The sequence below is a fragment of the Shimazuella sp. NTD250 genome (assembly GCF_059510375.1).
This window is the reverse complement of sequence record NZ_JCAJZS010000002.1, coordinates 502846-515996: the sequence shown is the minus strand read 5'-3', so window position 1 is coordinate 515996 and position 13151 is coordinate 502846. Positions and strand designations below refer to the sequence as shown.

At 38.0% G+C, this 13151-nt stretch carries 11 protein-coding genes; 3 read left to right on the top strand and 8 right to left on the bottom strand.

All coding sequences use genetic code 11. The features are described from left to right. Window positions 1-14: 14 nt before the first annotated feature. Entirely contained in the window at window positions 15-671 is a 657-nt protein-coding gene (locus tag AC5WOF_RS07470) for a succinate dehydrogenase cytochrome b558 subunit (protein ID WP_496049315.1), read from the bottom strand. A 329-nt stretch (window positions 672-1000) separates the two neighbouring features. Between AC5WOF_RS07470 and AC5WOF_RS07465 the strand changes: the two genes are divergently transcribed. Further along, a complete protein-coding gene (locus tag AC5WOF_RS07465) occupies window positions 1001-1639 on the top strand; it encodes a GNAT family N-acetyltransferase (protein ID WP_496049314.1) in 639 nt (212 codons plus the stop codon). Window positions 1640-1702: 63 nt separating this feature from the next. On the opposite strand, the gene AC5WOF_RS07460 is transcribed toward AC5WOF_RS07465, so the two are convergent. Next, the gene (locus tag AC5WOF_RS07460; RefSeq protein WP_496049313.1) at window positions 1703-4834 is read right to left on the bottom strand and encodes an MMPL family transporter; all 3132 of its coding nucleotides are present in this window, start codon (window positions 4832-4834) and stop codon (window positions 1703-1705) included. A gap of 146 nt (window positions 4835-4980) precedes the next feature. Further along, a complete protein-coding gene (locus AC5WOF_RS07455) occupies window positions 4981-6339 on the bottom strand; it encodes an aminotransferase-like domain-containing protein (RefSeq protein WP_496049312.1) in 1359 nt (452 codons plus the stop codon). Between the two features lie 129 nt (window positions 6340-6468). Here AC5WOF_RS07455 and AC5WOF_RS07450 point away from each other — a divergent pair, with 129 nt between their 5' ends. Continuing rightward, entirely contained in the window at window positions 6469-7404 is a 936-nt protein-coding gene (locus AC5WOF_RS07450; protein WP_496049311.1) for a DMT family transporter, read from the top strand. 55 nt (window positions 7405-7459) lie between these two features. Here AC5WOF_RS07450 and AC5WOF_RS07445 read toward each other — a convergent pair whose 3' ends face one another. Beyond that, on the bottom strand, window positions 7460-8374 hold the full coding sequence (locus tag AC5WOF_RS07445) for a DUF1002 domain-containing protein (protein ID WP_496049310.1): 915 nt from the start codon (window positions 8372-8374) through the stop codon (window positions 7460-7462). 94 nt (window positions 8375-8468) lie between these two features. After that, the gene (locus AC5WOF_RS07440) at window positions 8469-10001 is read right to left on the bottom strand and encodes a fumarate hydratase (protein WP_496049309.1); all 1533 of its coding nucleotides are present in this window, start codon (window positions 9999-10001) and stop codon (window positions 8469-8471) included. 243 nt (window positions 10002-10244) lie between these two features. Between AC5WOF_RS07440 and AC5WOF_RS07435 the strand changes: the two genes are divergently transcribed. Continuing rightward, window positions 10245-10508: a hypothetical protein gene (locus tag AC5WOF_RS07435; protein ID WP_496049308.1), complete on the top strand. Its 264-nt coding sequence runs from the start codon at window positions 10245-10247 to the stop codon at window positions 10506-10508. A gap of 82 nt (window positions 10509-10590) precedes the next feature. Here AC5WOF_RS07435 and AC5WOF_RS07430 read toward each other — a convergent pair whose 3' ends face one another. Genes AC5WOF_RS07430 through AC5WOF_RS07420 form a run of 3 tightly spaced genes read right to left on the bottom strand, consistent with a single transcriptional unit; the run spans window position 10591 to window position 13151 of the window. Beyond that, entirely contained in the window at window positions 10591-10896 is a 306-nt protein-coding gene (locus AC5WOF_RS07430) for a winged helix-turn-helix transcriptional regulator (RefSeq protein ID WP_496049307.1), read from the bottom strand. Between the two features lie 32 nt (window positions 10897-10928). Then, window positions 10929-11627 (bottom strand): hypothetical protein, encoded by a 699-nt coding sequence (locus AC5WOF_RS07425; RefSeq protein WP_496049306.1) that lies wholly within the window; start codon window positions 11625-11627, stop codon window positions 10929-10931. A 51-nt stretch (window positions 11628-11678) separates the two neighbouring features. Further along, window positions 11679-13151 carry an alkaline phosphatase family protein gene (locus tag AC5WOF_RS07420; protein ID WP_496049305.1) on the bottom strand — a complete coding sequence of 491 codons (1473 nt, stop codon included), beginning with the start codon at window positions 13149-13151 and terminating at the stop codon, window positions 11679-11681.

Here is a 13151-nt window from a genome sequence, read left to right as displayed (position 1 = left end):
GGTATAGCTCCCTTCTATTGCAACGCTGACACGTTATTTGCAAAGTTTGGATCGTGGAATGCAACAATAGAACTGATGCCAAAGTAGGAAATGACAACAAAAGCTACAATCCATACCCATGTTGAGACAAGTTGAGCGCGTGGTCCGATTGTGACACCCCAACTGACGAGGAATGACCACATACCATTACAGAAGTGGAATACGGTGGAAATAACACCAATTCCATATAAAATAGCTGTTACATCATTTGATAGGAGACTAGCGGTATGAGCAGCTAACTCATTTGCTGTTGGTGTAGGATCAAATAATACTTGTACTCGAGTTTCCCATACATGCCAAAGAATAAAAATAAGTGTAATAACGCCTGTAATTCGTTGAATTACAAACATGTAGTTCCGGAAGGTACCAAATTGACTGACATTATTTTTCGCACGAAAAACAATGTATAGGCCATAAAATGCGTGGTACAGCAGAGGAATAAAGATAAAAAAGATTTCAAGGACAGGCAAAATAGGGATACCCCATAGAAAATTTACTGCTTCTACAAATGCGTCTGCGCCTTGGGTTGCATGATAGTTCGTATAAAAGTGTTCGAGCAAAAAAAAGCCAACCGGTATCACACCTAGTAGGGAGTGAAGCCGCCGGTTGAGAAAATCAGTCTGATTGCTCACAACTAAGCCTCCATTTCTCATTACCGTTATTGAATGTTTTCACAGGGTCTTTAACGTTTCTTATTGTACTCTCATAACTATGGAGCGTCAAGAAATCGACAGAGTTACTTATGCACATAAGAGAGTGATTTGCTAAAAATATTTTGATAGATAGGCTGGAATGCTTCACCTGTGAGTACCGTAATTCGGTTTTTTAAAAAAGATAAGTAAAATTAAAAAATGAAAGGAATATACAGAAAAAGTGTATGAATTACGATCGATGGATTTTCCTTTAGATCTGATATAATAAAAGAAAGATAAATTCGCCCTATTTCATATGTGAGGACATCATGACCCGTGATTTTCCAGACAATCTGCATAATCTCCATCTCTCATCAGACAATGGCAGAATTGTGTTGAAGGTCTACTCTCTTGAATATCTTCCAGAAATCACAAAGGTACTTCAAGAAAGGGGAGAAGAACCTACTTTCCCTTTCAATGGAGTGAGAGCTAAGCTGTCAGAAGAGGCTGATGTTCGCAGTCGCGTTGAGAATTCACTAGAAGGTATAACAAAAAAAGAGAAAATTCCTTTCGTAATTTTCGTTGACGGTCATCTTAGAGGAGTTGTTCAACTTGGGGGAGTAGACCTCATTGATAGTCGTGCTACCATTGAGGGATTGGTTATTGATCCTGAATTTCAAGGTCAGGGTATTGCACCACAAGCAGTCCGGCTTTTGGTGGGTTGGGCAATGAGTACCATAGGATTTGACATTCTTTTGGTACAAATTGCAAAAGGGAACGAGCCGAGTCGCAAGGTATTTCGGAGGTGTAATTTCCGATACGCAGGAGAAACAGATGACTTTTATTTGGATGTTTGTGGTCGGAAAAATACACTGGTGAATTATCAAGTCACTCAGCAGACTTGGAATAAGCGACCACCTTGGTATGAAATTCTCAGGGAATATCTCATTTCCTACGTTCTCAACTGAGAATGTAAATTAGGTCAGGCATTTCATGCCTGACCTGACTGACGTTTAAAGGTATTAAGAAATTTATAGATTTTGTCTCTCCGGAACAACCGTTTCCCGTTCGCTTTTCGTAATGCGGTGGAGTAACGATATCGAAGCAGGTAGAACCATCGGCAGCAGGACAAAAGCTAACAATAGCAATGCAATAATCACTACTGTAGCAATTTGTACTAAGGTAGTAACCCCTGAGGGATACATAGCAGCAAAAGTACCGGCTAAAATGATCGCCGCAGATATTACGACACTCCCTGTTCGTTCAACAGCTTTTAAAATTGCTACGACCATTCCTAGGTGTTTGTACTCTTTGTATCGCATCATGACAAATATACTGTAGTCTACTCCTAGAGCGATGACCATGATAAACGAGAAAAATGGAATGGTCCAAGACAAGCCAGTAACATCAAAATACCCGATAAAAATGTTCTCTGATATCGTGAGTGAGAAATAATAAGCGAGGATCAAAATTCCAAGTATCGTAACGGTAATCCATACAGATCGATACAAAATCAGTAATAGGACGCCGATTCCAGCCAACATAAGGATGATAGTAAGAGAGAAATCTTTATCTGAAATATGTTGGAGGTCATAGTTGGCAGAAGATACACCACCAGTACCGATTTGCAAATTGTTATATGGCGTATGGGAAATTGTTTCCCGAATCGTTGTGTCGATCTCATGAGCGATCTTCATCGCATCTTTGGAATAAGGGTCCACAGATAAAGGTATTGTCCATGTTACAATCTTACGATCTTTGGACATGTAAAGATTCAGAGCAGTTTGAAACGGTTTGCTGTTTCTCACTTCTTTAGGAACAAAGAAAGTACCATATGGCGATCCTTCCCCTGTGACTTCTGTTAAGTAATTATTTGCAGTTGATAAGCCATTATTGATCTTATTTAGACCCGTAGCACTTTGCGACAATCCTTGTTGCAGCTCTTTCATCTTGGACTCAAAGTCATTTAATCCAGCTAATACTTGTCTTTGACCATTGGTAATAGCTGAAAGTCCATCATTCATCGAAGGGATAGACGAAATTACTTCTGATTGACCGGATGCCCCTTGTTGCAATCCTTTTTCTAACTGACCTGCTCCTATTTTTAACTTGGTCGTACCTGTTGCTATTTGCGTCTGTGCATTTGATATTTGAGACAGGCCTTTGTTAGCAGAGGAAAGACTGCTGTTTAATGTAGCTAAAGAGCTATTTAATTGTGTGATCGTTTGCTGCATAGTAGGCAGTGCTTTGGCCATATTATCACTTGTATTTTTTATGGTTGTATAGTTCTCATCATCTGCAAGTTCTGGATGGCTAGTGCCCAACGCTTCTATCGCTGTTTGCATTGTACTATTTAGAGTACTCAAGCTCGAGATTCCTGAAGCAATCCCTTGATATCCAGTAGATAATTTTCCAAAACTAGTGCTAATTTTTGCATATCCAGTCAGTAACTGTTTGGTAGAAGTATTCAACTTCTCTAAGGAACTCTCTAAGCTGGCTAAACCAGATTTGATTTGTCCAGCTCCTCCAGCCCCTTGTTTGATACCTGAGTTAATTTGGGATAACGCAGTTTGTACTTGCCCTAGACCGGAACGAACAGTAACAGTTCCCTCAATTAGTTTGTTGATATCAGTTAAATCACCAGATGTTGAAGTTTTAATTTTATCCGATGCAGTAGATAAACCTTGAGATATTTTCCCCAGTCCATTACTAGACTGATCAATCCCCGAACTTACCCCTTTCGTTTGTTTGTTGAGGTATAGGTCGTTGATATATTCTCCATTTGGTCTAGTTGGGCCATATACATCTTTTACCCCTTTTATTTGGGTTAATCGCTCATGTAATTGATCTAAAAAAGCAAGACCATCAGCCGTATCCATTGGTGTTTTAGATTTAATTACCAAAGTGGTAGGCAGGGTTTGACCTGATCCAAACGATTGAGCCACAATATTAAATCCTTTCACAGAAGGAGAATCTGGGCCAATTTCTTTTAAATTATCGAATGAAAGTTGATTTTTATAAAATAAAAAGATAGGGACAGAGAGGACTACGACTAACAGGATACTGATGGATACACGGATTACAGAAAAATGCCCCAATCGAGACCATAGTCGATTTTGCCCATGTCCTTCAAATTTCTTTAACGGCCAGAACAAGCGATTTGCTAGAATGAACATCACGATAGGATTGAGTGTAAACAGAGCAGCCAGTAAGAAGATAACACCGATTGCTACTGCGACAGCAGATTGATAAACCGAGAAGTTGGAAAAACCGATCATGGTAAACCCGATTAATACAGCTAAACCACTGAATAATACTGTTTTTCCAGCTGTTTTGTATGTTTCCACAATAGCGGTGAGCAATGGTTTTCCTTGGCCTAATTCTTCTTTAAATCGCATAAAAAGCAAGATATTATAGTCAGTACCTACTCCAAAGAGCACTAAGATAAGGAATATTTGTGTTGTATTGGCAAACGGAAAATTAAAGTATTCTACCAATAATCCAACTGTACCTTGGGCGATAAGATAGGCAACAGCCACAATGAGTAGAGAGATAACTGGTGTGATAGGAGAGCGAAAGACTAGGATAAGAACCAGTACGATAAATATTACTGTAAATAGTTCCGTCTTTTTTACCCCATCAATCGAGTTTTGTGCATAATCTTCTTCAATGTAACCATCACCAGTTAAATAGGTTTGGATTCCATCCATCTTCATTTGTTGTTCGAATTGAGCTCGAATTTGTGGAATGGTTTGTGTTGTTTTTTCTACACTAGCAATTGCCATTATCGTTTTTTGATCAGCTGAGAACAGTCTCTTTTCTGCGTCTTTGCTGTCAAATGGACTCAAAATGGATTGTATATGTAAATTTTTGTTTTGTTCCATCTGATCGATTTTCAGCTTGATTTGCTTTTTTTCCTCTGCTTGAAATCCTTTTGGATCATGGAATACTAAGATGGTATCGAGATTTTTACCACCTTTATCACTCTTATGGAATTCAGCTAGTAATTTGGAAGCAGTACTAGATGAATAAGTGCCATTCAGATTAGGCTGGCCTTTTTCACGTATTAATGTATCCATGGAAGGCATGGTAAGTAGGATCACTCCTAAGATCGCAATCCAAATCACTAGCCAAAACCATTTCAATCGAATAATACTGCGCATAACTGTATATCACCGCCAGTAGGATGTATTTTGAGTACGAATAAAATTATTATACCATTGCTTTTGGTTGCAAAAAGTAAAAACACAAGAATGGTACAAGCAGTATAGTTGATGAAAAATTATTTTTTGTAATACGCTCTTCGTTTTTAAAAGAATTGCCGTGCATTCAAGTCAGACAATTTTTTTATTGCTAGTAATAAAGTCGCAAGACCGGAAGCAATTTTTTCGGATGGGACATTGGAAATTTTCACTTGCAGTAGATGATCCTTGGGATGGTGATGCAGATAGTATTTTTCACCCGAACTGATGAGTATATGATGTAGCTGCATGATTTGTTGAAGTTTTTCGATCGAGACAGGTCTTTTAAGCAAGAGATGTGTATGTGTTCCTGTTTGAACAGCAGGAAAAGTAATGTACTCTTCCATATCCATTGATATAAGAGTTTCATACATGATCTGCATTCGTTTGCTATAGGAGGATCGTATTTTTTTTAGGTGGTAGTTGTACATGCCGTTATTAATATAAATTTCTAAGCCTGCCTGAGATAATATGGAGCTGTCAATATCTTGGGTTTTTTTGTAACGCCGAAAGAGAGAGATCAATTCAGTTGGTAGAATCGTCACCCCCACTCTTAGTCCGGGAAATATAACTTTCGAAAAGCTTTTGAGATAAATGATATGACCATTTTGATTGGAGTAAATCGGATCTGCTTTTGTGTCCATTTCCAAATCTAGCAAGTAATCATCTTCTACAATATATACATCATATCGCTTCGCTAACTCTGCTATTGATTTTTTCTCTTTTTGATGGAGCGATGTTCCTAAAGGATTTTGAAAACGGGGCATGGTATAAAAAAATTTAATCTGCTTTGTGCGAAAGAGCTGTTCAAGTAAGTTCAGATCAAGTCCGTCTTCTGTTCGGCGAATCCCGATGACGGGTTTTTGAAGTAACTCAAGCATTTGAATAAATAGGTGATAACTTGGTTGCTCAATAAGAATGGTTTCTTTTCCATTTGGAAAAGGCATCAATGTTAGTATGGATAACGCCTGTTGTACACCAGAAGTAATAACAAATTGTTCACTGTGTGCGAATACTTGATGATCTGCTAGTTGTTTTTGTAACACATTAATCAATGAAGGCAGCCCTTGTGGTATGCCATAGAGGAATAATTCATTTTGATAACGATCGATCGCTTGATTTAGACAGTGTTGAAAATCTCGATAGGGAAATAAAGCTGGGTCTGGGGAGGCCGAAGCGAAGTCGATGATAGGATTTGCATTTTGAATCTGTTGATTTGAGTGTTTCACTACATAATAACCGCTTTGAGGTATCGCATAAATCAAATGCTGCCGTTCTAATTCTGCATATGCGCGAATGATTGTACTCTTGCTGCATTGATATTGCTCAGCTAGTTGTCGGATAGATGGTAAGCTTTGTCCCTCTCTGAAGATGCCATTGATTAATTTTTCTTGTAGATTTTGTATTACTTCTTCATATTTATACATATCGATCATCCTTTTTGTACCGGTACAGTATAGAGAACATAATATTTTCATTAAAAATTTATTTGCGTATAGTAATCTTGAACGGCTGGCCAGCCAAATAATTTATTAGAATGATAGGAGGTTCCCGTAATGAGAACAGGAACCAAAATGGCGTATGCCGCTGCTATTACCTATTCGATACTCATTGGGTTTTCGTTTATGTTTGTGAAATTAATCGTTCATACTGCTTCAGCCTTTGATATTCTGGCTGCTAGGTTTCTACTTGCTTTGGTGATGCTGACTATCCCTATTTTATTTGGATGGATAAAGCTCCAAATAAAGTTTAAAGATATCTTTCAGCTCATTCCGTTAGCAATTTTGTATCCCATTCTTTTTTTTACTTTTCAGACATGGGGATTGTTAGGAGCAACTTCTGCTGAAGGTGGTATCATTCAAGCAACTGCACCAATCTTTACCGCTATTCTAGCCGCTTTTGTTCTAAAAGAAAAAACTAACTTATGGCAGAAATTGTTTTTATTTCTCTCTGTAGGAGGAGTAATTTTTATCTTTGTCATGCAAGGAAACTCGCTTTCGATCGAACATCTCGGCAGTATTGGATTTTTGCTTTTGTCTATTTTTTCTTTTGCAGTATACACCATATTGGTGCGTCGTACTGGTCAAACCTACAATTCATACGATTTGAGTTATGTGATCATCATGCTAGCTTCTATCTGTTTTATCATCATTAGTATTGTGGGGCACGTTTTAAGTGGAACAGTGGATGAGCTAGTCAAGCCATTATATCAGCCTATATATCTATACAGCATTTTTTACTTAGCAGTTTTTAGCAGTGTTTTCTCAATTTTGCTTTCCAATTATGCCCTTTCCAAATTAGAAGCTTACAAAGTGAGTGTGTTTAATAACTTGAGTACATTAGTCTCCATTTTAGCAGGAGTTGTATTTCTCGATGAACCGATCACTTCTGTTCATGTAATTGGTGCCATCATGATCATAGTAGGGGTTATTGGAACCAATTTAGCAGGTCAATGGACTAGGTTATCGAAAAAAAAAGGTTCATATGTATAGATAGAAAAAGAACCATCCTTGATTTTCTCTAGGATGGTTCTTTTTCTATCTGTAATTATTGCCGAGAAGAAGAAGAGGTAAAGAAATTACCAATTGTACTAAAGAGACTTCCAAGCCATTCAAAGATGGTATCAAAGAATCCTTGAGGGTTAACACTCAATACATCACTAAGACTACCGCGTAGTTTGGAAATCTGATCGCTCAATTGGCTATAGTCGATATCAAGGGTAGAAAATGCTTGCCCGTATTGAACCAATTGGTTGATGGTAGTTTGATTTAGGTTAATATTTAAGTCACCTGCAACATTGACAATAATATCTCTATATTCTTGTGGAGTTGATGGTTTTTGTGTTGCAATTTCTTGTTTTAAGTTGTTCATGAACTGAGCAGCTTGGTTACCTGCAGTTTGTGAATTACCACCGATATCTTTTGCGACATCTTGGGTTCTTACAATCTCTTGGTTTGCTACTTGTTTCTGATTTTCACTGATTTGTTTGCCGGTTGCTTTTTCAAATGCTTTAATGATTCCAGTAAGAGCAGCAGTACCAGACACTCGGATTGGAGCAGTTACATAAATGTCTGCATCTTTTACTCCAGCTGTAATCGCAGCATTTGCGTACATCGCATCGGTGATCGAAGTAATATTATTTGTTTTTACGGATATTCCTGACCCGTTAGCAGCGATTGTAATTTTCGCTGAGGATAAGGCACGTGTTCCAATGGTTGCAGCAGACATATATTTTCCAAGGTATTGGTGTTCTTCTTGGTTTGTAACATAAATTTTGCTTACATTGCTAGGTACTTGCATTTCCGCCAAAATACTATCCTGTTGTTGTAAAGTTAGGTCTTTCCCTAATGTTACAACCGTATCTCCTTCAACTGCATCGGCAAAGGCTCCAGTAGGAAGAGCAATCGTAAATGCGGTCAAAACAGAAAGTGTTACCAAAGAAAGCTTTGATAAAAGTTTCAAAGTCAAACCTCCTTAAAAAGTAAGAGACAAGTACAAAAAGGGCTTACAGTCCCTCTTCATTTTACCGTTTTGTGTCTCGGAAGTGAACAGAAATTTATTTAAATACAGGTTCTTTGTACTGTGCTAGTTTTTCAAGAGATGTCTTATCAACATCAGCGTGCAAACTATTGCCATGAGAATCCATCGTCACAATAGCAGCAAAATTTTCCACATTTAAATGCCACATTGCTTCTGGTACCCCAAAATTTAAGAAATCTGCCCCTTCTACGTCTTTGATACACTCTGCATAGTATTGTGCAGCTCCACCGATGGCATTGAGGTAAACAGCGCCATGTTCCTGTAGACCTTTTAACGTTCTTGCGCCCATTCCACCTTTTCCGATGACTACTTTCATGCCAAATTTTTTGATGAGATCCGATTGATATGGTTCTTCTCGGATACTAGTGGTTGGACCAGCCGCTTTTACATGCCATTTTCCTTCCTCATCCTTGAGCATAACAGGTCCACAGTGATAAATAACACTTCCTTCTAGATCAACAGGAGAATCATGATCCATCAAATATTTATGAAGTGCGTCTCGACCTGTATGAATCAAACCATTTATCACCACAACATCTCCAACTTTGAGATCGCGAATTTGTTCTTCGGTGATAGGGGTAGTAAGTACTACTTGGCGATTTGAACTCTTAGATTCTTCTTGGATTTTTGGCTTTCCTTGTACTTTTGGTCTTTCTTCTTTGTATAACCAGTTTTGGATTTCTCCCGTTGCCGGATCGATCGCAACTCCTTGTCGGCGAAAAGCCCAACAATTATATGCAACCGAAACAAAGAAACTCGCTGGTAGACGGTTCATAACACCGATTTTACAACCAAGTAAAGTGGTATTTCCACCAAATCCCATGGTACCAATGCCTAATGTATTTCCTTTTTCTAAAATATAATTTTCTAATTTAGCAAGGTCTTCGATTGGATTTACATCGTCCACATGTCGGAATAATTGCTGCTTTGCAAGTTCGTAACCAGTGGTACGATCCCCACCAATCCCAACTCCAATAAAACCGGCACTGCACCCTTGTCCTTGAGCTTGGTAAATACTGTGCAAGATACACTTGCGAATTCCATCTAGATCTCTTCCTGCACGACCTAATCCTTCTAATTCAGTTGGAAGGCTGTATTGAATGTTTTTATTCTCACAGCCTCCTCCTTTTAAAATAAGCCGAACATCAATGTAATCTTTTTCCCATTGATGAAAGTGAATAACAGGTGTTCCAGGTCCCAAATTGTCCCCCGTATTTGCTCCGGTTAAGGAATCAACAGAGTTAGAGCGAAGTTTTCCTTGTTTGGTAGCTGTTGCAATAGCATTTTTGATTGCTTTTTCCATCTCTAATTGATTGGCACCTATTGGTACATGAAGGATAAAAGTCGGCATACCTGTATCTTGGCAGATAGGAGACACTTTTTCCTCTGCCATTTGAATGTTTTCCGTAATTCTTGCAAGTGCCAATGCTGATCGAGTCCCACTGTCTTCTTGTGCAGTTGCTTTGTCGATTGCTTCCCTTACATCTGGTGACAATTGGGTAGATGTATCTGTGATCAGGGTAAGCATGGATTGTTCAAATGATTGCATGTCAAAAACCTCTCTTTTTTCGCCACAAAGTCAACTTTATTTTAACATACTCGTGCAAGATGTCTTTTGGAAAAACAATGATGCTTCTATAGGAAAATAAATTGATTTAAACTTTTTTTATTAAATTACAAAATTATCATATGGCTTTATGAGTTGTAATCGTTTTGAGGGTATCAGCCGGTGCGAACTTATGAATTTTGAATATATAAAAAGTATGCAGAGCGAAGATGAGAGGTGCGAGAAATGAAGAAGAGAAAAAAGTCTAATGTAGAAAACCAAATTTATTCAAATAGAGTTCTTCGATCTGAATTCGATAGAAATTGGAAGACTAGACTGACAAGAAATGGATATGTAGAATATATTGCTACTGCAAATAGAGCTAAAGTTATTGTACTTTTGGCAGGTGGATTACAAAAACAACTCATTTTCCCCAGAGGCGGGAGAATCTTAGTCGGCGGTGGAGGAACAAGCCACTATAGTAAACCACATAAAGCTGTATCCATTTAAGAGTATACAGAGGAGATGGAAAGATGAATCTACTGGTGAGACATTAAGATAACGAAAAAACTCCCTATTTAGAAAGGGAGTTTTAAATCCATTCATGTGCCCAATTTTCGATCGAGTCGAGTACGGGTTGTAAGGCTTTTCCTTTTTCCGTAAGTGTATATTCAATGCGGACAGGTGTCTCGGGATAAACTTGCCGATTGATTAGTCCAGACGCCTCTAATTCTTTTAGGCGTTCAGCTAACATCCGTTCGCTCATCTGCGGTATATGCTCCCGGATATCACGAAAACGGCGTTTTTCCTCCATGAGAACCCGCAAGATAAGACCCGTCCATTTTTTTGCTAAAATTTCAATTGCAGCTTCAAATTTAGGACAGATGCAGCTTTCCACCGAATTCCCTCCACTTCTTAACAGTTAGCGACTTATTTTTTATTTATTATAGCATAGTATGTACGCTTCGTGTCTTGAAAACACTCTCTAATTTGTGTATTGGAATATCCTTTTGTTAATAAATAACGAAATTGATCAAGAAGCAACGGGGACCAATTTAAACCAAGTGCGGTTTGTGTAAAGGAATGGGCAGCTATCTCACGTAGTCTCAAAAGAGACCGTTTTACTAAAAATGGCCCTCTCTGTTTCAGGACAACAGGTCGGAACTTTTCATCTGTTCTTCCGATTGTTGTTTCTTCCAAATGGTGAAACCATTCATGGTAAGCATGTAATGCGATTAAATCAATTTGGAGAATGTTTCCGATTTCTTTTGATATAAATTGTTGAATTTCTCTCATTGAATTTTTATAGATGAAAATGGTTTGCTTTTTTTTATGATATTGTGCTCGAATGGTAGATTGCTCAGGATGTTGATCTAGTAAACGAATACGAATATCTTCTTTTAGCACATGATTAAAAAAATCGAGATGATTCATGTCCATATATCGCTTTGCTGTTTGTTCTCCTATATGAATAGCTTTCTGAAGATAGTCTTCCAACTCTTCCTCAGGTAAAAAAGAGTAGTAAGGATCACGTTCTAACTCTAAAAAGGACAGGTAAAGAGGAGATAGATATGGCCAATATTTCTCCCAATCGAATTGAATATTACTTTTGGTTTGTAAAATAGACATAAAAACTCCCCGTTTCCTGTTTTTTTACATTTATGAACGGGGAGGCTTGGCTCATTCCTGTAACAATTTAAGAAACCATTTTTTTAAGTCAATAAGGCGTAGGTGTTCTGGTTGATGATCCATGCCTGTTACAATCATAGGTACAAGGGAATCTAAATGATGTAAGGAACCATGGGAAGCTCCTTTATGTTTAGGTGAGGCTTTTCCTATTAACTCGTAACCGGGAGATATGGTAATAATTACATTTCGACTTGCAGGGTCCATTGCTCCCGCTAAACGGGATAATGCGTCAGGATAGAGACCATACTGGATTTGATGATCATCCAGTGTCAAGTCTAAAATAGAAATATCTCCTTCAAGCTGCCATTTTTGATTATATTCATCTGTGTAATCTCCATCTGGTCGGAAGCTTAAAGCTCCATCGGTTTGTCCGCTTACTACATGGATCCATTTATCTTCTGACTGCCATGCAATTACATCTAATTTTTTTTCGGTCTTACATAAACGGACTATGTCTTGATAAGATATTTTATCATCCAAAATAGTTATATAACTCATTCGCTCATTTACACAAGTGATGAGTTGGTCTTGCGGTTTTGGTGTATCTCTTGAAAGTGGCATAATCGAATAAGGTTGTAGTGTTTTTCGTAGGTCTACATAAGTATCTTTTTTCATCATGTTGGTCTGACCACTATCCCCTAGAACGATGAAATTACATTTTTGAATAGCTTCTTCCCATGAACCAAAGGCATTTAAAATGGGACTGATCTCTTCATCGACTTTTTTTATCCCTTTTCCTTCAGATGTTCCTTTTTTATGTACAATCGTGTCATTTCCTGGGAAATAAACGAGAGAAAGGGGTGGTAATTTGTCTTCTTCGATTAGGGAGATAATTTCTATCGATGAAAAATGATCATTCATACCAAATTTAGACAATGGGGTTTTTGGAAGCGGCTTTTTTGTTATGTTGAAAAGAGAGCCGAATGAGAAATATGATGGTACAGATGCTTCCACATTTCTAGGTAGCAAACCAAACAGCCATGCTAACCAAGGCGTTTTTAGTGTTGCGGGTTGGTTGCCGCGGTAAATCATTGAATTAATAGAAGCAGTAGGCTTTTCTGTTGCTTCGTGAATAGTTTCCACATCTCTGCTTATTAATTTTTGATTTAATTGCATGATTGCAGCATGGAGCACACGTTTCAGTCCGAAAAATAAAATTTCTTTTGGGCCAGTACCAAAGTTGAACACTTTTTTTTGCTGGGAATGATAATAGGTAAGACCATAAATTCCATGTTTGTTGGGAGGTTCACCTGTTAACATGGTAGTATCAATAGACACAGACATTGTAGGAAATGTACTGACTACTCTAGGAAAATAAGTTCCATTATCACGTAGAAACTGTAGAGTGGGAGCCCGACCCGCTTGGATTTCTTCTTGTAACGGGGTGTCCATTAAGGTGTCGATTAACAAGCATATAATTGGTTTATGTATAATGAAAGTTCCCTCCTTCATCTGTTCAACCAT

Coding starts and splice junctions, on each gene's coding strand:
- AC5WOF_RS07425 (WP_496049306.1), bottom strand. CDS start 11,627: ATGTCTATTTTACAAACCAAAAGTAATATTCAATTCGATTGGGAGAAA.
- AC5WOF_RS07465 (WP_496049314.1), top strand. CDS start 1,001: ATGACCCGTGATTTTCCAGACAATCTGCATAATCTCCATCTCTCATCA.
- AC5WOF_RS07435 (WP_496049308.1), top strand. CDS start 10,245: ATGAAGAAGAGAAAAAAGTCTAATGTAGAAAACCAAATTTATTCAAAT.
- AC5WOF_RS07440 (WP_496049309.1), bottom strand. CDS start 10,001: ATGCAATCATTTGAACAATCCATGCTTACCCTGATCACAGATACATCT.
- AC5WOF_RS07460 (WP_496049313.1), bottom strand. CDS start 4,834: ATGCGCAGTATTATTCGATTGAAATGGTTTTGGCTAGTGATTTGGATT.
- AC5WOF_RS07420 (WP_496049305.1), bottom strand. CDS start 13,151: ATGGTTGAACAGATGAAGGAGGGAACTTTCATTATACATAAACCAATT.
- AC5WOF_RS07450 (WP_496049311.1), top strand. CDS start 6,469: ATGAGAACAGGAACCAAAATGGCGTATGCCGCTGCTATTACCTATTCG.
- AC5WOF_RS07455 (WP_496049312.1), bottom strand. CDS start 6,339: ATGTATAAATATGAAGAAGTAATACAAAATCTACAAGAAAAATTAATC.